The organism is Mucilaginibacter gynuensis, assembly GCF_039541195.1.
Taxonomy (GTDB): domain Bacteria; phylum Bacteroidota; class Bacteroidia; order Sphingobacteriales; family Sphingobacteriaceae; genus Mucilaginibacter; species Mucilaginibacter gynuensis.
On record NZ_BAABFT010000006.1, the window covers coordinates 1 to 24,371 of the forward strand.

The following is a 24,371-nucleotide window of genomic DNA, read 5'->3' on the forward strand; positions in this document are numbered from 1 at the left end:
GTTTATTATAATTGGGAAAGACCTCATCAAGGTATTAATGGTAAAAAACCTATCGATATGGCCTCCCTAAACAACAAAAAATAAAAGCTAATTCTGTTACCGAATTACATAACCCTTACAGCAATGACGTGCCTTTTGAGCGCCTGTTTTTAAAAATTCCTATCATCTTTGCATCTCCCCTGCAAATAAATATTTCGCAATTATACTCGCGTTATCTTGAGCTTTTATTTACGATGCTGCCCTTCTTTTACCATTCCAATATTTACTTTATTTTAAACCCCGGTTACCAAATCGCACCCTAAATTATTTTACAAAAATCAACACATTTTATTATTCGGGTGGTTGTTAATTAAGGCTAAATGTTACTAACTTATGCCGAATTATAACCTGAAATGAGAATATTCCATTTAAGTGCCGAGTGTTATCCTGTCGCCAAGGTTGGCGGCCTTGCCGATGTTGTAGGCGCCTTACCTAAATACCAGGTACTGGCCGGCTTACAGGCTGCTGTTGTTTTACCGTATTACGATCGTAAGTTTACACAGCAGCACGAATTTGATATTGTTTTTCAGGGCCTTACCTTATTGGGCGATCGCCGCTTGTATTTTGAGATACTGAAAGAGAAAACCAACGTACTGGGTTTTGAGCTATTTTTGGTGCGTATACCCGGCCTGCTCGACAGGCAGGAGGTGTACTGCTATCCCGATGAAACCGATCAGTTCATCGCCTACCAAATCGCTTTTCTCGATTGGATAAACTGGAGCGGCCAAACGCCCGACATCATCCATTGCCATGATCATCACTCGGGTTTAGTGCCGTTTTTAATGCAAAACTCCAATTCGTATAAACGATTGGCCAATATACCTACCGTATTTACCATTCATAACGGGCAATACCACGGTTCGTTCAGCTGGGAAAAATTGAATTACCTCCCGGAGCTCGACCTAACCAAAACCGGCTTGCTTGATTGGGCCGGCGGACTTAACCCTTTAGCCGCAGCTGTTAAATGCTGCGCACGCTACACCACGGTGTCGCCGAGTTATTTGAACGAACTTACCATACAATCGAACGGGCTCGAATACCTGTTTTATATAGAAGGGCACAAAGGCCAGGGCATACTCAACGGTATTGATACCGAAGTATGGAACCCCGCTGCCGACGCAATGATAGCCGGAAAGTATAACACAACACGCGCTGCCGCCGGTAAAAAGAAAAACAAAGAAGCGCTTTGCACACGTTTCGGCCTGTCGCCCGAGTTACCGCTGATCACCTTTATTGGCAGGCTGGTAGGCGAAAAAGGTGCCGACCTGCTGGCTGCCGCTTTTGAGCGTAGCTTGTACGAACACCCCGGCAAGGTTAATTTTTTAATGCTTGGAGCGGGCGATAAGGATATGGAACTTGCCTTAGCCGCGCTTAAAGATAAATTCCCGGATAATTACGCGGTGTTTATTGGTTACGATGAAGCATTGGCGCATTTAATATACGCCGGGGCCGATTTCCTGCTGATGCCATCGCGCGTGGAACCTTGCGGTCTTAATCAAATGTACTCGTTACGGTACGGCACGCTGCCAATGGTGCGCAGCACAGGCGGTTTAAAAGATACCGTGATAGATTTTGGTGACGAAGGCGGCTATGGTATCCGTTTTAATAATGCCAGCGTTGATGATATTTGCTATTCGATAGGCCGTGCGCTCGAACTGTACCAAAATACCCCTCACTTATTACAATTGCGTAAAAGGATGATGTCACTCGATTTTTCGTGGGACCGATCAGCTAAAGAATATAAAAACCTGTATGACCAATTAACAGCTTCTGTATGACATCAAGAGTAATTTCCATTGTACTTGGCGGCGGCCAGGGCAGCCGATTATCACCACTAACCGCTACGCGTTCAAAACCGGCTGTACCTATTGCTGGTAAATACCGGTTGGTTGACATCCCTATTTCAAACTGCCTGCACTCGGGTATTAACCGTATCTACGTGCTTACGCAGTTTAACTCGGCATCGCTCAACAAGCACATCAAAAACACCTACCACTTCAGTAGCTTTGATGAGGCCTTTGTTGACATTTTAGCGGCCGAGCAAACCCCGTCCAGCGTATCGTGGTTCCAGGGAACTGCTGATGCGGTGAGGCAGAGCCTGCACCATTTGGCCGTGCATGAGTTTGATTATGTGCTCATCCTCTCCGGCGATCAGCTGTACCAGATGGATTTTCAGGCGATGATAGATCAGCACATTGAAAAAGAGGCTGATATTTCTATCGCTACAATTCCTGTACATGCTAATGATGTACCGGGCTTCGGTATCCTGAAAACCAATGAAGACAACCTCATCACTTCCTTTATCGAAAAACCGAAGAAGGATTTTGAAAGCTGGGCATCAGAGGTAAGCGATGAAATGGCCGCGCAAGGCCGTTATTACCTGGCATCGATGGGTATCTACATCTTCAGCCGCAAGCTGTTGTTTGATATCCTGCAAAATACCGATCACCCAGATTTTGGTAAAGAGATCATCCCGCAATCAATTACGGATCATAAGGTGGTTAGCTACCAGTACGAAGGCTATTGGACAGATATCGGTACCATCCCATCTTTCTTTGATGCCAACCTGGGCTTAACCGACGATATTCCGCAGTTTAACCTGTTTGATAAGAACAGCATATTTACCCGTGCGCGCATGTTGCCGCCGTCGAAAATATCAGGTACACTGATGGAGAAAGCCATTGTGGCCGATGGTTGCATTATTAACGCCAAGCATATTAAGCGCTCTATCATCGGTATCCGTACCCGCATAGGTTTCGATACCGAAGTTGAGAATTGTTATGTTATGGGTAGCGATAACTACCAAACACTGGAACAAATTGAGGCTTCGCGTATAGCCGATTCACCTATTATGGGTATCGGCGACGGATGCTGCATCAAAAACTCCATCATCGATAAAAATGCTTACATAGGCAACAATGTAACCATTAACTGCGCCGGCATACTACCCGACGGCGACTTTGGCACCTATACCGTGCAAGATGGTATTGTAGTAGTTAAAAAGAACGCTATTATACCTAATGGTACTGTGATATAAGACTCTTTCTTAACTGATTGGAACGGTGAAGTATTTAATACTTCGCCGTTTTTTGTTTTACTCAATTCTTCAATTTGTCATTGCGAGGTACGAAGCAATCACGTAGCTATTCAAGTCTGCTCTGTATACGACGAGATTGCTTCATCATTCCTCCTCGCAATGACAAATTTTATAAAACCCGGATTTTTCAAAAATTAAAAAACTATCGGATGGGTTAATCTGTAGATATAGTAACTAAACTACTAAAAACCAACCACCATGAAAAAGACACTTTGTATGTTAGCTCTCGGGGCTTTCTCTTTCGGCAGCATTTACGCGGCGGGCGTACCAACAACTACTATGCAACAGGATACCACCAAGAAAGTGAAGAAAGACAAGAAAAAGATGAAAAAGCATCACATGAAAGATAGTACCGACATGAAAATGAAGGATACTACTTCAAAAATGTAATGCCGCCAAACAACAGAAAAGCCCGGACATTGTCCGGGCTTTTCTGTTGTTAAAGAATCTTTATAATCGCTTATTGGCCAAACAAACCGCCCATGCCGCCAAGCATTTCTTTGGTCATGGCGGCCATTTCGCTTTGGCTTACGTTTTCGGCTTGCTCAAGGGCTTTGTTAACTGCTAACTGCAGCAACTCTTCCAGTTCCTCTTTATCGGCTTCTTTATAAAATTCATCCGCAATGGTGATGGATTGTATCACCTTATTACCGTTAGCGGTAACGGTGATCTTGCCGCCTTCGGCTGTGCCGGTTACGGTGATACCGTCTAATCTTTTCTTTACTTCGCCGGCTTTTTGCTGGGCTTCAAATAATTTATCAAACATGGTGCTTGTGTTTTTAATTAATCCTCTGTGTTATCGCCGTTACCGTTATACGCGCTTTTACGCACTATCGGCATGCCCGCCGCTTTAAACAGGTCGTCCAGTTTAAGCAAGCTGCCATTGGCTAAGTTTGATAACAACACAATGGTTACATCGTTTTTAAGATCGCGCAAATATATGTGCCTGAAACCATGCCACCAACCGGTATGGTATACTACCTTTTGCCCCGGGGCATCAAAAGTACGCCAGCCGTAGCCATAACTAAAGTGGCCATGCAGCATCGGGTTGCGGGGTACGTAGGCCGAGTCGAGCGTTTTTTGTTGAAGTAGCTTGCCCGCGCGTAAAGCACGGTCGAATAGGAACAGGTCGGCAACGGTGCTGTAAATACCTTTATCGCCCACAGGGCCATCTAAAAAGTTTTGCGCTACCGAATAACGCCACTGGCCCCTGTCATGCCCAACCACATCCACCGGAATTTTTTCGTACACCGCTTTTGAATACACTGCCGTGTGCGACATGCCCGCCGGTTTAAAAACGTTCTCTTTCATAAACTCGGCATAAGGCTTACCGCTTACCTTTTCAATAATAGCGCCTAATACCATATAGTTGGAGTTGTTGTACAAAAAGCGGGCGTTAGGTTTATTGAAAGGATTGGGCTTGTATTCTGCAATCAGCTCCATTGCCTGGGCATTGGTAAGGCCCTTCCGCTGATCGAGGTGTTGCTTGCGGTACAAATCATCAACAAAATAAACATAGTTCATCATACCCGAGCGGTGCGTAAGCAGCAAGCGGATGGTAACACCGGTATAAGGAAAGTTCGGGAAAAACTCTTTTACATCCTGATCGAGCTTTAGCTTACCTTCTTCCAGCAACATCAAAATGGCGGTACCCGTCATGGTTTTGGTTACCGAGGCCAGTTCAAACTTCGAGCTTAACTCCAGGCTATCGCGGATGAGGTAATTAGCCCACCCGAAAGATTTCTCGTAAACTATCTTTCCCTTTTTAGCTACCAGCACGTTGCCGTTAAAACCACGATGCTTATGCAGATCGTTCATAACGGCATCAATATTTTTATCCTCGTTTTTAGGGTCGTATTTTAAAAGCGCGGTGGTATCAAAGGCTATTTCGGCCTTTTTTTGCTGGTCGGTTTTGTTTTTGTTTGATGAACAGGATGCTAATAAAAGCAGGGCGGCGGTAAATGCGGAAACGTTTTTAAACACTAATCTCATATAAAATATATCCCTCGATAAAACGAGGGCGAAAAATAGAAATTATACATCAGGTAAATAACAATTGTTTTTAAATATTATTAACATTGAGTTGATGTTGAATATTGCTGATAATCACCATAAAAATAACAGCACACTATTTCACAAATATTTTCTCAAATACACGTTGCACCATTGTTTATTTAAAAACCTGTATTTACATTTAAGGCATGAGAAACCTCTATCGCATTATTCAAGCTACAATCCTTATTGTGCTTTTCGGCACTACATTCGCAATAGCGCAAACTACCGCCCAAACAGCTAAAGAACTGGTACAGGAAGGCATAAAATTGCACGACGAGCAGAAATACGACGAAGCGATAGCCAAATACAAAGAAGCCCTAAAAGTAGAGCCCGACAACTTGCAGGCAGATTATGAACTGGCTTATACCTTGTATTCATCAGATAGAATGGCCGAGGCTATTCCCTATATAGAAATTATAATTAAATCGCCCGGTGCATCCAAATATGAAGCGTATGAGATGCTGGGTAATATTTACGATTTACAGGGCAAACCGGATGAAGCCATTAAGGCCTATAACCTGGGTATAGCCGAAAAACCCGATCACGCGCGCTTGCGTTATAACCTGGGTATTTTATACTTACGTTTAAAAAAATACAGAGAGGCCGAAGATTGTGCCATTAGAGGTGTTACTTTGGATGCGAAACATCCAGGCAGCCAATGGTTATATGCCACGATAAATGCCGAGCAAAATAAAAAAATGAAAGCCATATTAGGCTTTAGTAGCTTCCTGCTGCTCGAACCATCGGGCGATCGTGCAGAGGCAGCATTTATACGTTTACAAGACCTGCTGACCTCCGGGGTTACCAAAAAGGACGAAAAAAACTTCAATATCACTTTATCGGCATCAAGCTTAGATGCCAAAGATGAAAACTCCCTCTCGAACATGGCGCTGCAACTTTCGGCAGCGAATGTTATTGGTAAAAACCTGGCACCTGTTGAGCAACTGCAGGAACTTTTAAAATCGGCATTTGAGCTTGCGAGCGAAAAGCAAACAGATCCGAGAGATGGGGGATTTTTTAAAAGCGGGTATATCGACTATTTCGCGGCCCTGGCCAAAACCACCAATATGCCTGCGTTTACACGCTACGTTAGTTTTTCGGCCTATAAAGATGAAAACCTGAAATGGTTTGATGACCATAAGGATGCCTTGCCTGCTTTTCAAACCTGGTTTAATACCAATCCGCGCCAGTTTTAGGTATTGGGCTTTCTGCCCGATAAATTGTTATAAAAAGTTTACCTGTACAGGGGTTACTCACATAGGATAAAACCCTAACTTTGGGGCTGCAAAAACACATCCTTATGAGTTTCAGAATTGAACATGATACCATGGGCGAGGTACAGGTACCTGCCGACAAATACTGGGGAGCACAAACAGAGCGCTCACGCAACAACTTTAAAATTGGGCCCGAAGCATCAATGCCGAAGGAAATAATTGATGCCTTTGCATACTTAAAAAAGGCTGCCGCCTATACCAATACCGATCTGGGCGTATTAACTGCCGAAAAACGCGACTTGATAGCACAGGTTTGCGACGAGATTTTAACCGGCGCGCTGGTAAGTGAGTTTCCGCTGGTAATATGGCAAACAGGCTCGGGTACGCAATCAAACATGAACGTGAACGAGGTAGTTGCCAACCGCTCGCACGTATTACAGGGTAACAAACTGGGCGAAGGCAAAACCTTCATCCACCCGAATGATGACGTGAACAAATCACAATCATCAAATGATACCTACCCTACCGCCATGCACATCGCGGCATACAAAATATTGATCGACGTAACTATTCCGGGGATTGAAAAACTACGCGATACGCTGCAAGCTAAAGCCGAAGCATTTAAAAGCGTGGTTAAAATTGGCCGTACCCACCTGATGGATGCTACACCGCTAACATTAGGCCAGGAATTTTCAGGCTATGTATCACAGTTAAACCATGGCTTAAAAGCCTTGCGCAACACGTTCGATCACCTGAGCGAACTCGCTTTGGGTGGTACCGCTGTTGGTACAGGCATTAACACCCCTAAAGGTTATGATGTTAAGGTAGCCGAATACATCGCGCAGTTTACCGGCTTGCCGTTTATTACTGCCGAAAATAAATTTGAGGCCCTTGCCGCACACGATGCTATCGTAGAGAGCCATGGCGCGCTTAAGCAAATTGCGGTATCCTTAATGAAGATAGCTAACGATATCCGTATGCTGGCTTCTGGTCCGCGTTCGGGTATTGGAGAGATCCACATTCCTGATAATGAGCCGGGTTCATCTATTATGCCGGGCAAGGTAAACCCTACCCAAAACGAGGCTGTTACCATGGTGGCCGCACAGGTAATGGGTAACGATGTGGCTATTTCCATCGGCGGTTCAAACGGGCATTACGAGCTGAACGTATTTAAACCGGTAATGGCAGCTAACTTCCTGCAATCGGCACGCCTGATTGGTGATGCCTGCGTATCGTTCAACGATCATTGCGCGGTTGGTATTGAGCCAAATTACGAGGGTATTAAAAAACACCTTGAAAACTCGCTGATGCTGGTTACCGCGCTTAACCCGCACATCGGTTATGAGAACGCGGCCAAAATTGCCAAGAAAGCATTGAAAGAAAACCTGTCGCTGCGCGAAGCGGCGCTTGCCCTTGAATTGCTGACCAACGAACAGTTCGACCAATGGGTGCGCCCGGAAGATATGATCGGCAGTCTGAAATAAGAAAACACCTTCGCCCCTTTCCGGTATACGGAGAGGGGCTTTTTACTTTATATGTTTAAACCCCGCGATACTTTTCGTTTTTTGTTAACCGGCTTTCCGCTTTTGTTTTTGGCATTAGGGTTGGCACTTAGCGGCTGCCATATAAACCCTGCTGTACAGGGAAGCGGCGAAGCTTATTTGCAGGGCCAATGGCAGCAGGACAGCTTAGCCGGACGGGAAAAACTACTCACCTACGCTTCGGCAGATTTTACCTTTACCTGCGACTCCTTTTACGTACGTATAAATACCACCACCAAAGTAAAATACGTTGCCGACAGCTGCATGGGCAAAGGCCAATGGACCGAATACGCTAAAGGCCATTACGAACAAAAGAATGATACCCTGCACCTCAAAGGCCTGTTTTGCAATGCCGATTACAGCATCAAATCGCCGGGCACTTGCTTGCGCGTGGGTGTGTATGAAGATTTTTTGAGGGTAACCAAAAAGACGGATTCTGTTATACAACTATCCGGCTCGGCCGATATGATCCCGGTTGACCTGCACCTGATTAAACGCATCGCCTGCAACCCTAAGCCGCTGTAGTTAAAGGCTTCGTAACAAAATATTAACAATTAATTGCGTAACCTAAGCTTTATCTTTACCGCATATTAATTCCCTTTCGTATGAAAATCAATTTCTTAAAAAAGATGGTACTGGCTATTGCCGTACTTTATATTCCCGTGCAAAGCATGGCCTGGGGTGCATTGGGTCACCGCATCAGCGGCCAGATAGCCGATAGCTACCTTAACCCTAAAGCCCGCAAAGCCATACAGGCCATATTAGGTACCGAAACTATTGCTATTACCAGCAACTGGGCCGATTTTATAAAATCAAACCCGGCTTACGATTATCTTTACAACTGGCACTTTGTAGATTTTGATAAGGATTATACTCCTGTTGAAATGCAGGCCTTTTTAAAAACAGACACCACAACAAACGCGTACACCAAATTGCAGTTTTTAACCGCCGAGCTTAAAAAGAAAAATCTCGCCGCTCCTAAAAAACTGCTTTACCTGCGCATGCTCATCCACATTACCGAAGATATTCACCAACCTTTTCATGCAGGGCATGCTACCGATAAAGGTGGTAACGATGTTAAACTTACCTGGTTTAAAGCGCCAACTAACCTGCACTCTGTTTGGGATACAAAACTGATAGATTTTCAGCAATTGAGCTATACCGAATATACTGCCATGATTAACCATACCACCGCCGCACAACGTGCCGTATGGCAAAAATCACCGTTAAGCCAGTGGATCTATGAGTCGCATCACCTGGCAGAAAAGCTATACAGCGAAGTTAAAGCCGATGATGACCTGGGTTATAAATACAACTATAATAATATAGATATTGTAAACCAGCAACTGCTTAAAGGCGGCGTACGCCTGGCCGGTTTGCTTAATGAGATATTTGGGTAATACTTTGGTTGTAAGGTTGGAATGTTTTAATGTTGTAAGGTTACCAAACATTCCAACCTTATAACATTCCAACCTTATAACTCCAACATTTAAACATCCCACATGAAGATACTAATGGTTTGCCTTGGTAATATTTGCCGTTCGCCGCTGGCGGAGGGGATTATGCAGCACCTGGTAAAGGAAGAAGGTTTAAACTGGACCATTGATTCGGCCGGGACAGGCAGCTGGCATGTAGGCGAAGGGCCCGACAGGCGTTCTACCCGCGCGGCGCTTAACCGTGGGGTGGATATCAGCAAACAGGTTTGCCGCCAGTTTAAAACCGGTGATTTTGATAATTTCGACCTGATACTGGTGATGGACCGCAACAACCTGAGCGACGTGGTAGCCAAAGCCCGCAACGCCAATGATATTGAAAAGGTACGGTTACTATTAACCGACAAAGAAGTACCCGATCCTTATTACGACGATAATCAGTTCGCCCCGGTTTACGATTTAATAGAAAATGGGTGTAGGAATGTGATCAGGGAGTTGACGACTTAAGCCCTTTGCTTTTCAGACTTACGAAGTTTTGAAAACTTCGTAAGTCTATATACCTTCAGCAATCTCAAAAAGAAAAGCCGCTTGTGAAATTCTCACAAGCGGCTTTTCTTATATTATCACAATTGCAATCTGATCGTTACGATCCTAAATACGGCTTAATGGCCTTTTCTGCTTCTTCTTTGTTTTTTGCTGACGACCATTTTTCTTTTACTGATTGATCGCCGAGTTCAAACAACTGTTCGAACAGCAGCTTTTTATTCACCTTTGAGGTAAGTTTTATCGAGGCATTCTTAGCGAAGGTATCGGCCCATACTTTACGTACATCGGCCCAATAGCCTTTTTGTTCGGCCCACCAGCCTTTGGCGAAAGCAAATTTGGCTTCGTCGGCCTTGGTAAATTCTTCGTAGCCTTTTTCCTGTGCCAGCAGTTTATCACCGTTTTCCGAGCGGATGATCTTCTTGTTATCCTGCTCAAACATCCAGCCTTCCGGCGTTAGGTAAACACGGTTACCACGGCGCAGTACATTATAATCGCTGCGTTTGGTAAACTCGCGGCGCGGTAGCGGTGAGTCAGTTTCGCTTTGCCATTGGTGGCGGCCATCCACGTGCACCCAGGTGCCTATGCTCTCATAACGCGGACTATCATCTACCTGGAATACCTTTTGTACCCAGCGGCCTTTTACTTCGGCTGGTTTAAGGGTTACTTTGGTCCAGCGGTTTTCTTTATCAAAGGCCAGCATGGTTGGTTGTTCGTACTCCCAATCCTCGCGCCAGTGCTTAATAACCATACTATCGGCAACTACCAAAAGGTGCTGTATCACTATTCTTTTCGGCGAGTCTTCTTCAATTACCGCCCACTCGTAGCCCCAGGAGTTGTAACGTGGGTGGAACTTATAAGCAGTATCAGGCGCGAAAGTTTCGGCATAATTGAAGGTCACCTTGTAAAAGCCCGCAAGAGCTTTTATAGTCTGCCTGTCCTGTTCCAGTTTTGATTGAGCCGAAGCACCAACCGCGGCAACACAAACCAGCAGCAGTACGATGTATAGTTTTTTCATTTGTTATTTAGAATAATTCCACACAAAGAAAGCAAGAAAAAACAATTATTCAAACCCCGGCAAATAACAGACAGATCAACAAGCAGTTAACACATCCCCCAACTCTACTTTAAAAGCGGTTTTTGAAAGCTTTCTCCTTTCAGCTTTCAGCTTTTACCTTTTCAGAAGCTTTAACCTTTAAAATGCCTATCCGCCCATTTCTTTATCAGCGCTACTCGACCTTTGATGAAGCCGGTGGTGAAAAATATGCTCGACCAATCGTCGAAATTTTCATAATGAAAACCGAAATAAAACACCCAAAACGCGAAGCCGAGATAAGGCACCGCAGCCAATTCTTCATTTGATAATGGCCTTACTGTACGGTAGGCCGCCACAAATACGGCGAACTGTTCATCGGCTTTTTCCTGCGTTAGCTTGCCATTCATTACCTCCAAAAACAAATGGATATAGAACGAGGCGATATCATTGGCCAATAGTCCGTACCCGGCAAAGTCGAAATCGAAAAAGATGACATTGGCGGCATCGGTAAAGTGAAAGTTTTTTGGCAGAAAATCGTAGTGGCAATAGCCGGTTCTGAATTGGCTAAGATCAAACGCTTCGATATGCGCCGCTACTTTTGCCGAAGCCGACGACAAGTACGCGTATTCATCCGGAAGCTCCTTAAACGCGGGCGCAATGGTCGCTATCGGTTCACGAAGCATGGTTTCAACCGTGTAGGGTTTGCGGGGATACTTCAGCTTTACCGCTGAGGTGATATTATGTACAGCGGCCATTTCACGGCCTATAGTTTCGAGGTGTTCATCGGTAAGATCAGCCACTACTTTACCCTCGGCATACGCGAACATTACGCCGTAGCGGGTGCCCTCAATGGCGTTAAATTCCTGTATCTGCTGCCCCGAAAGATCTGTTAAAGGATACGCCACCTTTGCGCCGCCTTCTGTTAAAGCATTAAGTAACTCTACTTCCGCCTTTATTTCATCGTGCTTACGGTGGGCATCACGATATATCTTGAAGATATACCTCCCGTTCGCGTCCTCCAGCAAATAAGTATCACTCACATTACGCATCAACAAGCGGCAGGTGCTACCGGTTAAGCCATACCTCTCCTGCAAACGAACATTTAAAGCAGATGATGATAAGGTAGAGTATTGGGCAGGGAAGGTCATGATGTGAGAGTTGTTGGAAAGTTTAAAGGTTGAAATGTTGTAACGTTGCTCTAATGTTGTAAGGTTTGAATGTTGTAACGTTGGCTCAAAGATAAAAAAGTTGGAACACTGCAAAGCGAAACACAACATTTCAACTTTGCAACATTCCAACCTTTAAACGATTATCAGAACATTTCAACCTTTAAACAGGTAAACCCCGCTTATTTTACCTTCACCATCACTACACCGTGCGGTGGCAGGGTGTTGCTGAACGTGCTTGTTACGGCGGTTAAGTCTTTTTGGCGCCAAAGATCGCGCACTTTTTTGGGAAGGCTCAGTTTAATATCGCTCCATTTAACTGAGGCTTTGGTGTAGGTTGTTTTCATATTGAAGACACCTATCGCTTTGCTGCCATCGGCCAGTTCCTTTACATATACCTGGAAATCGTCATTAGCTAATACCCTGTGCGCTTGTTTGCCCAGCACATCCTGGTTAACAGCGATCACTTCATCATTGGTCAGCAGGCTCAACGTAAATTCATCTAACTGGCTAATGTCGCAACCAATCAGCAAGGGCGAAGCTTGCAGGCTCCACAAGCTGATGTGGGTATATTGCTCGTTAGGTGTAAGGCGGGTATTACGAAGGCTTCCGCTCCAGCCCACTTTACCTACTATCAGCATATCAGGGTCGTTCCAGCGGCCGGGTTTAGGGTAGTCGGCAATTTTATATTGGCTAAAGCCTATATCGTGCAGACTCTCCCAGGTATCGGTGATATCACCGGTAGTGCGCCAGCTGTTGGCATCAACCTTGTCGCCCCATTTCCAAACATCTTTCATACCGTACTGGCACAAGCTATAGTAAATATCACGCGGCTGGGCACGCAGGGCCTGCTCCATTACACGGTAAGGTTTCACAAAGGTTTCCAGCGAAGTATCGTTGCCCGCTACTGATGAGTAAGAACACCAGTCGTGTTTTAAATAATCCACACCCCATTTGGCATAACTTTCGGCATCCTGCAACTCGTGTTTGTATGAACCTAAATAACCGCCGCAGGTAAGGTCGCCCGGCGATGAGTAGATCCCGAACTTTAAACCGTGACTGTGCAGCCAGTCGCCAAGCGCTTTAAGATCAGGGAATTTTTCGTTAGTGCCGATGGTGCCGTCATCATTACGTTTTGCCGATTCCCATCCGTCATCAATGTTGATGTACGTCCAGCCGTGATCGATAAGGCCTTTATCAATTAAGGCTTGTGCCGACGCCTTCACTTTATCGGTGGTAACAGAAAGGCCCCAGCAGTTCCAGCTATTCCAGCCCATGGCCGGGGTTAAGCCCAATAAGCTGCCCACTTTAATGGTAAGCGTGCGTTGTGCTTTACCTAACTTATTGGTAACGGTAAGTTTTACGGGGTAGTCGCCCGCTTTGCTTACCGCGCCGGTGATAATACCGGTTGCTTTATCAATAGTTAAGCCTTCGGGTAACTGAGCGGCTGCGTATTGAATTGGTTTTTGACCTGTTGCCGCAACTTTGTACAGGAACGGCGAGTTTGGCCTTACCCCGGTTACTTCGGCACCGTTTATACGAGGTGTAAGCGGTGCTTTAGGAGTAAGTATGTATGGAATTTCTTCGCGCTGTTCTATCTTTTTACCTGTTGTTTTTTCGGTGAAAACATAGTTAAGGTACGCGCCCTCTTTGTTGGCTTCTTTTACCTTGAATACCTTTTTTTCATGGGCGGCAAGGGTAAAGGTATAAGGGGTTTGCTTTAACACTTTATCCGGACCGTCTTTTAGCTGAACGCTTAACGAACCACTTAAGGCTACGCTATTGTTGTTCTCTAAAATAATGTCTTTAGTAGCGAAAGCGCCGGCAAAGCTGAAGCCTTTGCTTGTATTTACAACTACGCCGTCAATATAATCGCGCATGGCAAGGTATGGCTTTTCGCTGTACATACCGCCATCGCCGCCGCCGTCATATACCTTTACGGCAATAACGTTTTCTTTATCCCAGTTTACGGGTACTTTGTTGAGGGCGAAGGTGTATTTTCTTTCGGCGCCAAACATGCCGTTATAGCCCTGCGCGTCTTCAATTGTGGTGCCGGTTTTACCTATTTTAACGCCGTTAAAGTAGGCCTCGTCAGAGTCGTCGATACGGGCAAGGTATACGGTAAGTGAATCTTTTAAAGCTGATTTTTCTTTTAACGATGAAGGGATAACCACATGGAAACGGTACCAGGCAAAGCCGGTATAATCGTAGCCTTGTTTTTCCCAAAGAATGGTTGGGTCGATGGTTTTCCACGAAGCGTCGTTAAATTTCGGATCGCTCCATTCAGTCTGGTTTCCGGTACTGAATTTGGGCTTGCTTAAATAAAGCTTTTGCTGGGCTTGGGCGGTTAAACCGCACGCAGCAATACAGAGGATTGATAAAAGTTTACGCATTGGTTGGCAATTGATTGCCGCAAACTACATAAAAAAAATCAAGCTTTGCAAGCCTTCTAAATAAAAACTGTTAACCAAACAGTTCTACCAATCTTTCGAGTGCCATACCGCGCGATCCTTTAATTAAAATGGTTGAATTTTTTATCTGTTTTGCCTGCAATGCCACTATTACATCTTCCACAGTTTTATAAAAACCCTCGTGCCCCTGCGGTGCCTGGCTGTAAAAATCAGGGCCGATAAATATGCGCTCATCTACGGGGGTATCCATCGCTTTATCAATAACGGCCTTGTGCTCGGCGGCGGCTTCATCGCCCATTTCAAACATGTCGCCGAGTATTAATACCTTGCGGTCGGCAGTAATTTTGCCAATGTTATCAATAGCCACAAACATGCTGCTTGGGTTGGCATTGTAATAATCGCAGATAAGGGTGTTGGTGCCGGTTTGTACTATTTGCGAGCGGTTGTTTTTAGGTTGATATTCGGCAATGCCCTTATTAATTTCATCTGCCGAAAGCCCCAGATAAGTACCAATACTGATGGCCGCCAAAATATTATCGAGGTTATACACACCTGTTAACTGCGATTTCACCGTATAGCTTTCAGCAGCATCACCTTTAGTCCACTCCAAAGTAAGGTGCGGCGAGTTTTCGATAAGCTTACCGGTGATGATATTGCCTTCACCTTGTGTGCCGTAATACACCACATTTTCAAAGGAACGGGCGCCGGCCATTGTTAGCAGCGTATTATCATCATGATTAATAAACACGGTACGCAGTTCACGCTCTACGCCGGGGTGGATGGCCAGGTAATCGTATAATTCGCCTTTTGCTTTTTTAACGCCTTCAATACCGCCAAAGCCTTCAAGGTGCGCCTTACCTACGTTGGTTATAAGGCCAAGCGTTGGCTGTGCTATACTGCTCAGCAATTCAATTTCGAGCTGATGATTGGCACCCATTTCTATTACGGCGGCTTCGTGGGTGCTGTTAATAGTAAGTATAGTTAGCGGTACGCCAATATGGTTGTTTAAATTGCCTTGCGTAGCCTGTGTGTTAAAATGCTGGGATAATACAGCATTAATGAGTTCTTTGGTGGTGGTTTTACCATTGGTGCCGGTAAGACCAACCACGGGGATATTTAATTGCTTGCGATGGTATCGTGCCAGATCCTGCAAGGCTTCCAGTACATCATCTACTAAAATATATTGTTCACTTATTTTATAGGCCGCGTTATCAATTACCGCGTAAGCCGCTCCGGATGCAATGGCCTGCTCCGCGAATTTATTGGCATCAAACTTATCTCCTTTCAGGGCAAAAAACATACTGCCGGGTGCTATTCTGCGGGTATCGGTACTAATTACAGGGTGTTGCAAAAATAGCTGGTATAGTTGTTCGGTGATCATAAGTAATGGTATTTCGTAAGCTTGTTTACCCGGCTTAAGGGTTCGCGCTTTTGTATTATAAACAAAGTTAAAATTTATTGTTCCCGGTTCAGCCAGCTTATTACAGCTTTTATTTCGCCGTAGCTGTAATCGTCGCCCAAAACTTCTTTTAACGGGGCCAGGCGTTCTTGTCCGTAACTTTCAATGGCATCTTTTATAGCGGGAATTTTGCTCTCAACCACTATTTCGGATACATTCATCTCGCCCGTCTGCACAAAAAAGGCCAGGTGCCCTTCTACCGTTGTAGGTGACAAGCCCCTGTCTTTGGCTATCTCGGGTATAGTTTTACCGGCACGATACAAGTTCAGGCTTTCCTTTTTGGTATCGTTCACCTTTTCGCTGCGGGGCTTGGCCTTACGCTCACGCTTGGCCGATTTTTGGCTGATGCGCGACGATAGCTGCATTTCGTCGCAATAGACTTTTACGGGCTTTAAAAACTCACGTCCGTACCTTGCCAGTTTAATATCGCCAAAGCCGGAGATCAACCTTAGTTCATCCATGCTTTGCGGCAGGTAAGTGGCTATCTCCAATAAGGTGGCATCAGATAACACCACATAAGGCGGCACGTTTTCCAGTTCGGCAATGCCTCGGCGTACGTCTTTTAACTTATTGAGCAGATCGGCCTCAAAGTAAGGTGTTTCGGTAACTTGCTCTTCTATAATTTGCGCTTCGGTGAGTTCTACCTTTTGCAGGCCTTTAAGCACGGCCTCACTTTTGGCGGTCAGTTTTATTACCGGGTAGGCATCGTCCGTTACCTGCAAATAGCCAAAGGCAATGATTTCGCGCAGGTAACGCTGCCATTGCACCTTGCTTACATCGGCACCAATACCGTAGGTTTTTAATTGCTTATGCTCCTCGCGAATCTTTTCGCTTTTTGAGCCGCGCAGAAAATCGACCACATAAGTACTGCCAAAACGCTGCCCCAAACGGGTTACCGCCGAAAGCGCTTTTTGGGCGACAAGCGTACCATCGAACTTTTTAAATTCGCTCAAACATATATCGCACGATCCGCAATGATCGCCGGCCGGCTCATCAAAGTAATTAAGCAAAAACTTACGGCGACAGGTATGCAGCTCGCTGTAGCTCACCATGTCGTTCAGCTTTTCGAGCATGATGCGGCTTTGCTCTTCATTGTTCTCCAGCGCTACAAAGCTTTTCAGCTTAACGGCATCGCCCGGCGAATAATACAACATCGCATCTGACGGCAACCCATCCCTGCCCGCCCTACCGGTTTCCTGGTAGTAGCCCTCTATATTTTTAGGCAGATCAATATGAACCACATACCTCACGTTCGATTTGTTGATGCCCATACCAAAAGCGATAGTGGCCACCATTATTTTCACTTCGTCGCGCAAAAAGGCTTCCTGGTTTTTGGCCTTAAGGGCAGTATCCAACCCGGCATGGTACGCGCTTGCGGAGAAACCTTCATCGCGAAGATCGGCTGCCAATGCCTCGGTAGATTTACGCGAGAGGCAATAGATAATGCCCGAATCGTCTTTTCTATCCTGCAAGAAAGCCAGCAGCTGGTTAAAGCTTTTGTTTTTGGGCATTACCCGGTACGTGATATTGGCCCGATTAAACGAGGCCACGTACACCGCGGGCTGGTGCAGGTTCAGTTTTTCGAGGATATCCTTTTGGGTGAGCTTATCGGCCGTGGCCGTAAGGGCTATCACCGGTATTTTGGGGAAGTGCACCTTCAACCCGGCGAGCATCAGGTATTCGGGGCGAAAATCGTGCCCCCAGTGTGAAATACAGTGCGCCTCATCAATAGCGATCTGCACCACGGGCAGCGATTTCAGAAAATCGACCAGCTTGTTTTCCGAGCCGAACAAACGTTCCGGGGCAAGGTATAAAAGCCTGATCTGGTTATCTCTCAATTTTTGCACTATCACCCGCTGCTCATCGGGGCTTTGTGCCGAATTGATAAAAGCGGCCGGAATGCCCGCCACGTTCAGGCTATCTACCTGGTCTTTCATCAGCGCGATAAGCGGCGAAATAACAATGGTTAAGCCATTAAGCAACACCGCGGGCAATTGGTAACATAATGATTTACCTCCGCCCGTTGGCATCAGCGCCATTACATCGCGCCCGTTTAGTACTTGTTGTATAATGGCCTCCTGCTCGTGCCTAAACTCACTGTATCCAAAATATTTTTGCAGGGCCTGTAATGGGGTCATAGTAGCGGTTAAGTATCCTTGTATTGTTTTATTCGTTGATAAGCCCTTGCGCCAGCGCGGTTTCAACCTGCTTTTTCAAAGCCCGGTTCTTCCACGCGGTAATCAGCAACAATTGCAGATCGGCCGGGTTTACGGTGGCTAAGTTAACCAGCATATAGTTGTAATTAACATAATGGTCGGTTATAAAAAATGTTTCGGGGTCGGCCTGCATCCATTTGTCGCGCTCTTCGGTATACATTACCCACGAAAGCCCGTCCTCTTTAAGCCTGCTGAATATTTTTTTATTGGCGTAAAACGCGGGGGTATCAAAACATATTTTTTCGGTTACACCGGGCAGGGGCATAACCACGCTACGCGCAAACTGAAGGCTTAAAAAGGCATTATCATTAGGCGCGTTCATGTGGCTAAGTTACAAAACCGTGCAGCTATAAAAAAGAAAAACCCGGCAAACTAATGCCGGGTTTTTCAGAAAACTATTCATTACACTCAAGGCTTTATTGCACCTGGAACATATTGTTAAACGCGGTACCATCAGGATAATAACCTTTTATTACCAAGTGACCATTGCGCAGATTAGTGATCGCCTTATCAATATCGGCAATGCTGTTTATTGGCTGCCTGTTGATATTGGTGATAATAGATCCTTCAGGAATTTCGGTATCGTCAAATAAACGACCAGGGCGAACCTGTGTTACAATTACGCCGCTGCTTACACGGTATTTAGCTTTTTGCGCGTTACTAAGCGGCTGAAAGCTGGCGCCCAAACGGTTAAACAATTCCTCGGCCGATTTTGATACGGCTGCTGTTTTCGGCGCAGGGATATCACCTTTTAAAGTAACGTTAAAATCTTTCTCCGCATCATCGCGCAGTACAGTGATCTTCAGCTTATCGCCCGGAGTCAGGCGGCCTACACGTTCCTGCAAGTCTGACGATTCGTAAACCGGTACACCTTCTACCTTGGTAATAATATCACCTTTTTTAATACCTGCCGCGGCAGCGCCACCGCCGTCAACAATGTCGCTAACGTATAAGCCGGTAGTCCTGCTGATGTTCAATTCTTTCGCCTTATCCGGATCAAGATCTGTAAAGCTGATACCTACATAGGCACGTTTTACCGAACCATATTTTTGAATATCGTTCAATACTTTTTTAGCCAGGTTGATAGGGATGGCAAAGCCATAACCTTCGTACGAGCCGGTGTGCGAAGCGATAGCCGAGTTAACACCGATCAGTTCGCCTTTGGTATTTACCAGCGCGCCGCCGCTATTGCCCGGGTTAATAGCCGCGTCTGTTTGGATGAACGACTCGATAGCCTTATTCAGCCTTGGCTTTTGCGACATTTGCGTACGGCCAAACGGATTTTCATCCTCGTCGTTATTCTCGCTGCCGATGATACCGATGTTACGGCCTTTAGCGCTTACTATACCCGCTGTTACGGTTGAAGTAAGGTTAAAGGGGTTACCCACTGCAAGTACCCACTCGCCTACTTTCACCTCATCAGAGTTACCCAACTTTACGATAGGCAGGTCTGTTGCCGAAATTTTGATCAGGGCGAGGTCGGTATTAGGGTCGGTACCTACTACCTTCGCTTCAAAGCGGCGGTGATCATTCGTGTTAACGGTGATCTTATCGGCCTTTTCAACTACGTGGTTATTGGTAACGATGTAACCATCCGGAGAGATAATAACACCCGAGCCCGAAGCCTGCTGCACACCCTGCGGGCGCTGACGCTGACCCAGCATATCGCCAAACATTTCTTCGAGTGGATTACGGCCACCACCCTGATTTGATGAATAACTTGTGCGTATATAAACCACCGCGGGCGTTACCGCGCCCGCCGCTTGTGTAAAATCAACCGCGCCGGCAGATGATACCGTTGCAGGGTTGTTTGTAAAATAAACTTTCTGGCGATCCTCAAAGGACATATTATCAGCGCTCTTTTTCTCGAACACTTTGTATGTGCCTAACGCCATTGCACCGCCTACAAACGCGGTTAATAATGTTAAACCAACTTTTTTCATATCAATTATTCTTTCTTTTTTTAGGGTTAAAACCTTTAGTTCAAATATAATACCATATAGACGATATGATACCCCGTATGTTATTGCCTATTTTGTTAAAAAATGTTAAACTTAATTAACAGGTAAATGACAGATATATTTGTAGTTATTGGTAATATTAAACGCTGAATATTATTTAAAAAATATAGTGAAAGTACATTTCTATAAATACCAGGGTGCCGGTAACGATTTTATACTGATCGATAACCGCAAAAACATTGTAAATCATAACGATCCGCAGCTGTTGGAGCGCCTTTGCGACCGCCGTTTCGGTATTGGGGGCGATGGTATCATGTTCCTGCAAAAAAAGGAAGGTTTTGATTTTGAAATGGTATACTATAATGCCGACGGACAGCCAAGCAGCATGTGCGGCAACGGCGGCAGGTGCATTGTAGCCTTCGCTAAGTTTTTAGGGGTGATAGACAGCGAAACGGAATTTTTGGCGGTCGATGGTCCGCATTATGCCAAAATTACAGCAAGCGGCGATTGGGTGAGCCTGCAAATGATTGACGTGAACAGCATCACCAGCGATGCCGATGCCTATGTACTAAATACCGGCTCGCCGCACTACGTGCAATTAACCGACGGGTTGAAAGATAAAGACGTGTACCACGAAGGTTCTGCCATACGCAATAACGATACTTACCGCGCCGAAGGCATTAACATCAACTTTGTTGAACCTAACGATGAGGGCTACTTTGTACGCACCTTTGAACGCGGCGTTGAAGACGAAACCTTTGCTTGCGGAACAGGCGTTACCGCAGTCGCGCTGGCCATGGCCAAACACCAAAACCAGACAGGGCACATCACCACCCCCATCAAAGTTTTAGGCGGCGACCTCAACATCCGCTTTAATTACGACGGCGAACTGTTTACCAATATATTTTTAGAAGGCCCCGCCGTACTGGTATTTGAGGGCGATATTGAAATAGCGTAAAATAAAAGGGTGGCAATGTGCGATTCCCTCCCCTGGGAGGGTGTAGGGAGGGGTTCTTCACCTTGTTTTCGCATTTGAAATAGTGTACAAACCCCTCCCTGCCTACGCAATTCCCAACGCACCCCTCCCCAAGGAGCATAGTCGTCAATTTAAATATTGATCAATGAAATATTTACTTGAGAGAGTAAATATTATAGCGGCATATCGACTCACCCCGACTTTGCTTCGCTCGTCACCCCTCTCTCCGCAAGCGGAAAGAGGGGTTCTTGTTTTTCTTAGCCCTCTTTGCGCTTGCGCAGAGAGGGCAGGTCCAGCGAAGCGTAGACCGGGTGAGTTAACTATGCGGTTTGCTTAAAACCTTAAATTGACGGCTATGTCCCCAAGGAGGGAATTAAAAAAACCTGTTTAAAACTGGTCACCCCGTCCTGTACTCTTCAGAATCTTCTCGCCGTAACAATGGGGTGTACTACCTCCCGAATCTTAACTGTTACTTCTTCTAACAATATTTTTAGCTTTATCTTGTTAAACCAATATGAAAACCAAATTAATAATCCTTATTACATTTCTAAGCATATCGGCGCAAGCCATAGCACAGGATGCAACTACCATTTGTAAGCAGATAGACCAGCTGAATACCGACGTGTTGAACAATATCATCAGTAAGAAAGCAGCAGCAACGCAATTCGCCCCGCTTATATTAAAACTTAAGGCAGCGCCAACAGTTGCCGTAAAACATACATCCTGGGTTTTCCCGCTGCAAGGTTATGGAGCCAGCGCGATTGGCGGCTATAAGGGCAATGGGTATTCGGCCAAAGGGTATAGCTATTTTGACGGTAACAAACATTCGGCACACCCGGCACATGATATTTTTATTAAGGATAAAAACCAGGACGGCATCGACGACAATACCCACCAACCCGTTAATGTACTCGCGGTTGATGACGGCATCGTGATCGCGTGCAGTAATGTGTGGTCACCGGAGAGTACTTTGCGTGGCGGAAAGTATATTTGGGTATATCATCCGCAGCAAAACATCATTAGCTATTATGCCCACAACAACGCGATATTTGTTAAGCCGGGCGATGTAGTTAAACAAGGTCAAAAGATAGCCGAAGTTGGTCGAACCGGGTTAAACGCTTATAAAAAACGTTCGCCTACACATCTGCATTTCTCGGCGTTCGGGCTTAATAATAAGTTCCCCGAGCCTTTTAACCCATATCAGCAACTCATCAGCAGTAAACGATCATGAAAACTATCCTTGCCTTAATCACACTACTTTATTTACCGCTTGCTAACAACACCATTGCCGATAGGTTTAAAGCACCATCGGGCTATACAGTAGCGAAAACAGAAAGCGGCTCTTTTGCGCACTGGCTGCAAACGCTGGCGCTGAAACCGGCAGGCACACCGGCCAAAACTTACAAAGGTGATATTGCCCGTACCGATGTTTACACTGCCGCTATAATCGACATGAGCATTGGCAGCCGGGACTTGCAACAATGCGCTGACGCGGTGATTCGCGTGCGGGCCGAATACCTGTACAGTAAACAAAACCATAAAGGCATCAGCTTTAACTTTACCAGCGGTTTTAAGTGCGATTGGGTACACTATGCCAATGGCTACCGTTACGCAAACGAACGTTGGGTACTAAAAGGCAAAAAAGACTACGGACACGATAACTTTTTACGCTACCTCACGCTGGTATTCTCTTACGCCGGAACGTTGTCGTTAGATAAAGAATTAAAAACGGTCGGCAATGCCGATCAGTTGCAAATTGGCGATGTGTTTATAAAGGGCGGTTCGCCGGGCCATTGTTTCATCGTTCTTAATGTGGCTACCAACAGCCAGAACAAAAAGGTATTCCTGCTGGCGCAAAGTTTTATGCCCGCGCAAAACATACAGGTATTACAAGATCAGCATGGGCCATGGTTCAGTCTTGATAAACAGGCTAATATCCCTTACGGAGAATTGGTGGATAAAAAGTATCTGAAGCGATTTTGATCTCTTCATAAAAATTGGGGCACAGCTTATATTTTGAACATCTTAGGTTATTTAAGGTTATATCAACATGGCTAACAGCAAAATAAAACTAATACAGGGCGACATTACCGAACAGGCCGTTGATGCTACAGTTAACGCGGCAAATACCTCTTTACTTGGCGGGGGCGGCGTGGATGGTGCCATTCATCGCGCAGGTGGTAAAGCCGTTTTAGATGACTGTATAAAAATACGCGACCGGCAAGGCGGCTGCAAAACCGGCGAAGCGGTAATTACCACAGGTGGTAATCTCCCTGCTAAATATGTGATACACACCGTTGGTCCGGTTTGGAATAGCGGCAGTGCCGCAAAAGCAGAAAAGCAGCTGGCCAATGCCTATCGAAACAGCCTGCGGCTTGCGGTGGAAAACAATGTTAAAATGATCGCCTTCCCCAACATCAGCACCGGGATATACCACTTCCCGAAGGATAAAGCCGCCGAGATTGCTATTGCCACGGTAAAAGATTTTTTAGCGGAGAATGACAGTATTGAGCAAGTGATATTTGTTTGCTTTGACAATGAGAATTATGGATTATATGAAAGGCTGATTTAATAGCTAATCAATACAATCCTCTTAATCCCATAAATCAAGGTCAAAATCGGTGAAATCAACCCCCAATCGGTGTAATCCAAAGAGATCATCTGAAATCACAACTCGCCAAATGATCATTCACCATGCCGGTGGCTTGCATATAGGCGTAACAAATAGTGGTGCCGAAAAATTTGAAGCCGCGTTTTTTCATATTCTTACTGATGGCATCACTTTCGGGTGTGCTTGCAGGTACCGAACTTACAGGGTGATTAATAATTGGTTTGCCATCAGGCATAAAGCTGTACAGGTATTTATCGAACGAGCCAAATTCATTTTGTATGCCGATGAACAGTTTGGCATTATTAATAGCGGCCAGTATTTTTAGGCGGTTGCGAATAATGCCGGTATCCTGCATCAGTCGCTCCACATCCTCATCGGTAAAAGCGGCCACCTTGTGGACATCAAAATTGACGAATGCTTTACGGTAACCTTCGCGGCGGCGCAAAATGGTGATCCAGCTTAAACCTGCCTGTGCCGATTCGAGCACCAGGAACTCGAACAGCACCTTATCATCATGCGTTTCCTTGCCCCATTCCTCATCGTGGTATTTAATGTAAAGCGGATCGGTGCCTGCCCAGCGGCAGCGTGTAGGTTCTTTTTTACTCGTGGTCAT

General features: G+C 45.5%; 22 protein-coding genes. 12 read left to right on the forward strand and 10 right to left on the reverse strand.

What is annotated here, in order from left to right:
• The first annotated feature begins 392 nt into the window (after positions 1–392).
• From ABD894_RS12985 to ABD894_RS12995, 3 genes are all read left to right on the forward strand, one after another.
• Positions 393–1,817, forward strand: a complete 1,425-nt coding sequence (locus ABD894_RS12985; protein WP_345211472.1) for a glycogen synthase — start codon at positions 393–395, stop codon at positions 1,815–1,817.
• Complete coding sequence (locus tag ABD894_RS12990) at positions 1,814–3,076, forward strand: glucose-1-phosphate adenylyltransferase (RefSeq protein ID WP_345211473.1); 1,263 nt, start codon at positions 1,814–1,816, stop codon at positions 3,074–3,076. Before ABD894_RS12985 ends, ABD894_RS12990 begins: the two co-directional genes overlap by 4 nt.
• Before the next feature lie 258 nt (positions 3,077–3,334).
• Entirely contained in the window at positions 3,335–3,526 is a 192-nt protein-coding gene (locus ABD894_RS12995) for a hypothetical protein (RefSeq protein WP_345211474.1), read from the forward strand.
• 70 nt (positions 3,527–3,596) lie between these two features.
• Here the strand turns inward: ABD894_RS12995 and ABD894_RS13000 are convergent, their stop codons facing one another.
• Together ABD894_RS13000 and ABD894_RS13005 are read right to left on the reverse strand one after the other, a co-directional pair.
• Positions 3,597–3,902, reverse strand: a complete 306-nt coding sequence (locus ABD894_RS13000) for a YbaB/EbfC family nucleoid-associated protein (protein WP_345211475.1) — start codon at positions 3,900–3,902, stop codon at positions 3,597–3,599.
• A gap of 17 nt (positions 3,903–3,919) precedes the next feature.
• Positions 3,920–5,128 carry a serine hydrolase domain-containing protein gene (locus tag ABD894_RS13005; RefSeq protein WP_345211476.1) on the reverse strand — a complete coding sequence of 403 codons (1,209 nt, stop codon included), beginning with the start codon at positions 5,126–5,128 and terminating at the stop codon, positions 3,920–3,922.
• A gap of 209 nt (positions 5,129–5,337) precedes the next feature.
• Here ABD894_RS13005 and ABD894_RS13010 point away from each other — a divergent pair, with 209 nt between their 5' ends.
• The 5 genes from ABD894_RS13010 to ABD894_RS13030 all read left to right on the forward strand — a co-directional run bounded on the left by ABD894_RS13010 (position 5,338) and on the right by ABD894_RS13030 (position 9,886).
• Positions 5,338–6,387 carry a tetratricopeptide repeat protein gene (locus ABD894_RS13010; RefSeq protein WP_345211477.1) on the forward strand — a complete coding sequence of 350 codons (1,050 nt, stop codon included), beginning with the start codon at positions 5,338–5,340 and terminating at the stop codon, positions 6,385–6,387.
• Between the two features lie 104 nt (positions 6,388–6,491).
• Entirely contained in the window at positions 6,492–7,889 is a 1,398-nt protein-coding gene (gene fumC / locus ABD894_RS13015) for a class II fumarate hydratase (protein WP_345211478.1), read from the forward strand.
• A gap of 51 nt (positions 7,890–7,940) precedes the next feature.
• A complete protein-coding gene (locus tag ABD894_RS13020) occupies positions 7,941–8,471 on the forward strand; it encodes a fumarate hydratase (RefSeq protein WP_345211479.1) in 531 nt (176 codons plus the stop codon).
• Positions 8,472–8,551: 80 nt separating this feature from the next.
• Entirely contained in the window at positions 8,552–9,346 is a 795-nt protein-coding gene (locus tag ABD894_RS13025; protein WP_345211480.1) for a S1/P1 nuclease, read from the forward strand.
• Positions 9,347–9,448: 102 nt separating this feature from the next.
• A complete protein-coding gene (locus ABD894_RS13030) occupies positions 9,449–9,886 on the forward strand; it encodes a low molecular weight protein-tyrosine-phosphatase (protein ID WP_345211481.1) in 438 nt (145 codons plus the stop codon).
• A 136-nt stretch (positions 9,887–10,022) separates the two neighbouring features.
• Here the strand turns inward: ABD894_RS13030 and ABD894_RS13035 are convergent, their stop codons facing one another.
• From ABD894_RS13035 to ABD894_RS13065, 7 genes are all read right to left on the reverse strand, one after another.
• Positions 10,023–10,940 carry a DUF6607 family protein gene (locus ABD894_RS13035; protein ID WP_345211482.1) on the reverse strand — a complete coding sequence of 306 codons (918 nt, stop codon included), beginning with the start codon at positions 10,938–10,940 and terminating at the stop codon, positions 10,023–10,025.
• Positions 10,941–11,110: 170 nt separating this feature from the next.
• Positions 11,111–12,106, reverse strand: coding sequence for a phosphotransferase enzyme family protein (locus ABD894_RS13040; RefSeq protein WP_345211483.1), 996 nt, complete (start codon positions 12,104–12,106; stop codon positions 11,111–11,113).
• A gap of 200 nt (positions 12,107–12,306) precedes the next feature.
• Entirely contained in the window at positions 12,307–14,517 is a 2,211-nt protein-coding gene (locus tag ABD894_RS13045) for a putative Ig domain-containing protein (protein ID WP_345211484.1), read from the reverse strand.
• Between the two features lie 70 nt (positions 14,518–14,587).
• On the reverse strand, positions 14,588–15,916 hold the full coding sequence (locus ABD894_RS13050) for a UDP-N-acetylmuramoyl-tripeptide--D-alanyl-D-alanine ligase (RefSeq protein ID WP_345211485.1): 1,329 nt from the start codon (positions 15,914–15,916) through the stop codon (positions 14,588–14,590).
• Between the two features lie 74 nt (positions 15,917–15,990).
• Positions 15,991–18,132 (reverse strand): DNA helicase RecQ, encoded by a 2,142-nt coding sequence (gene recQ, locus ABD894_RS13055; protein ID WP_345211486.1) that lies wholly within the window; start codon positions 18,130–18,132, stop codon positions 15,991–15,993.
• A 28-nt stretch (positions 18,133–18,160) separates the two neighbouring features.
• On the reverse strand, positions 18,161–18,532 hold the full coding sequence (locus ABD894_RS13060; RefSeq protein ID WP_345211487.1) for an MmcQ/YjbR family DNA-binding protein: 372 nt from the start codon (positions 18,530–18,532) through the stop codon (positions 18,161–18,163).
• Positions 18,533–18,626: 94 nt separating this feature from the next.
• Positions 18,627–20,153, reverse strand: a complete 1,527-nt coding sequence (locus tag ABD894_RS13065) for a Do family serine endopeptidase (RefSeq protein ID WP_345211488.1) — start codon at positions 20,151–20,153, stop codon at positions 18,627–18,629.
• Positions 20,154–20,340: 187 nt separating this feature from the next.
• On the opposite strand from ABD894_RS13065, the gene dapF reads away from it, so the two are divergent.
• The 4 genes from dapF to ABD894_RS13085 all read left to right on the forward strand — a co-directional run bounded on the left by dapF (position 20,341) and on the right by ABD894_RS13085 (position 23,719).
• Positions 20,341–21,129 (forward strand): diaminopimelate epimerase, encoded by a 789-nt coding sequence (gene dapF, locus ABD894_RS13070; RefSeq protein WP_345211489.1) that lies wholly within the window; start codon positions 20,341–20,343, stop codon positions 21,127–21,129.
• 532 nt (positions 21,130–21,661) lie between these two features.
• Positions 21,662–22,378, forward strand: coding sequence for a M23 family metallopeptidase (locus ABD894_RS13075; protein ID WP_345211490.1), 717 nt, complete (start codon positions 21,662–21,664; stop codon positions 22,376–22,378).
• Positions 22,375–23,130 carry a DUF4846 domain-containing protein gene (locus tag ABD894_RS13080; protein WP_345211491.1) on the forward strand — a complete coding sequence of 252 codons (756 nt, stop codon included), beginning with the start codon at positions 22,375–22,377 and terminating at the stop codon, positions 23,128–23,130. The genes ABD894_RS13075 and ABD894_RS13080 overlap by 4 nt, the downstream gene beginning before the upstream one ends.
• A 67-nt stretch (positions 23,131–23,197) precedes the next feature.
• The gene (locus ABD894_RS13085; protein ID WP_345211492.1) at positions 23,198–23,719 is read left to right on the forward strand and encodes an O-acetyl-ADP-ribose deacetylase; all 522 of its coding nucleotides are present in this window, start codon (positions 23,198–23,200) and stop codon (positions 23,717–23,719) included.
• A gap of 85 nt (positions 23,720–23,804) precedes the next feature.
• Here the strand turns inward: ABD894_RS13085 and ABD894_RS13090 are convergent, their stop codons facing one another.
• A complete protein-coding gene (locus tag ABD894_RS13090) occupies positions 23,805–24,371 on the reverse strand; it encodes a DNA-3-methyladenine glycosylase I (protein ID WP_345211493.1) in 567 nt (188 codons plus the stop codon).

Bases quoted from the DNA above. Each gene is read 5' to 3' on its own strand.
- ABD894_RS12985 (WP_345211472.1), top strand. From the start codon at position 393: ATGAGAATATTCCATTTAAGTGCCGAGTGTTATCCTGTCGCCAAGGTT.
- ABD894_RS12990 (WP_345211473.1), top strand. From the start codon at position 1,814: ATGACATCAAGAGTAATTTCCATTGTACTTGGCGGCGGCCAGGGCAGC.
- ABD894_RS12995 (WP_345211474.1), top strand. From the start codon at position 3,335: ATGAAAAAGACACTTTGTATGTTAGCTCTCGGGGCTTTCTCTTTCGGC.
- ABD894_RS13000 (WP_345211475.1), bottom strand. From the start codon at position 3,902: ATGTTTGATAAATTATTTGAAGCCCAGCAAAAAGCCGGCGAAGTAAAG.
- ABD894_RS13005 (WP_345211476.1), bottom strand. From the start codon at position 5,128: ATGAGATTAGTGTTTAAAAACGTTTCCGCATTTACCGCCGCCCTGCTT.
- ABD894_RS13010 (WP_345211477.1), top strand. From the start codon at position 5,338: ATGAGAAACCTCTATCGCATTATTCAAGCTACAATCCTTATTGTGCTT.
- fumC (WP_345211478.1), top strand. From the start codon at position 6,492: ATGAGTTTCAGAATTGAACATGATACCATGGGCGAGGTACAGGTACCT.
- ABD894_RS13020 (WP_345211479.1), top strand. From the start codon at position 7,941: ATGTTTAAACCCCGCGATACTTTTCGTTTTTTGTTAACCGGCTTTCCG.
- ABD894_RS13025 (WP_345211480.1), top strand. From the start codon at position 8,552: ATGAAAATCAATTTCTTAAAAAAGATGGTACTGGCTATTGCCGTACTT.
- ABD894_RS13030 (WP_345211481.1), top strand. From the start codon at position 9,449: ATGAAGATACTAATGGTTTGCCTTGGTAATATTTGCCGTTCGCCGCTG.
- ABD894_RS13035 (WP_345211482.1), bottom strand. From the start codon at position 10,940: ATGAAAAAACTATACATCGTACTGCTGCTGGTTTGTGTTGCCGCGGTT.
- ABD894_RS13040 (WP_345211483.1), bottom strand. From the start codon at position 12,106: ATGACCTTCCCTGCCCAATACTCTACCTTATCATCATCTGCTTTAAAT.
- ABD894_RS13045 (WP_345211484.1), bottom strand. From the start codon at position 14,517: ATGCGTAAACTTTTATCAATCCTCTGTATTGCTGCGTGCGGTTTAACC.
- ABD894_RS13050 (WP_345211485.1), bottom strand. From the start codon at position 15,916: ATGATCACCGAACAACTATACCAGCTATTTTTGCAACACCCTGTAATT.
- recQ (WP_345211486.1), bottom strand. From the start codon at position 18,132: ATGACCCCATTACAGGCCCTGCAAAAATATTTTGGATACAGTGAGTTT.
- ABD894_RS13060 (WP_345211487.1), bottom strand. From the start codon at position 18,532: ATGAACGCGCCTAATGATAATGCCTTTTTAAGCCTTCAGTTTGCGCGT.
- ABD894_RS13065 (WP_345211488.1), bottom strand. From the start codon at position 20,153: ATGAAAAAAGTTGGTTTAACATTATTAACCGCGTTTGTAGGCGGTGCA.
- ABD894_RS13075 (WP_345211490.1), top strand. From the start codon at position 21,662: ATGAAAACCAAATTAATAATCCTTATTACATTTCTAAGCATATCGGCG.
- ABD894_RS13080 (WP_345211491.1), top strand. From the start codon at position 22,375: ATGAAAACTATCCTTGCCTTAATCACACTACTTTATTTACCGCTTGCT.
- ABD894_RS13085 (WP_345211492.1), top strand. From the start codon at position 23,198: ATGGCTAACAGCAAAATAAAACTAATACAGGGCGACATTACCGAACAG.
- ABD894_RS13090 (WP_345211493.1), bottom strand. From the start codon at position 24,371: ATGACCACGAGTAAAAAAGAACCTACACGCTGCCGCTGGGCAGGCACC.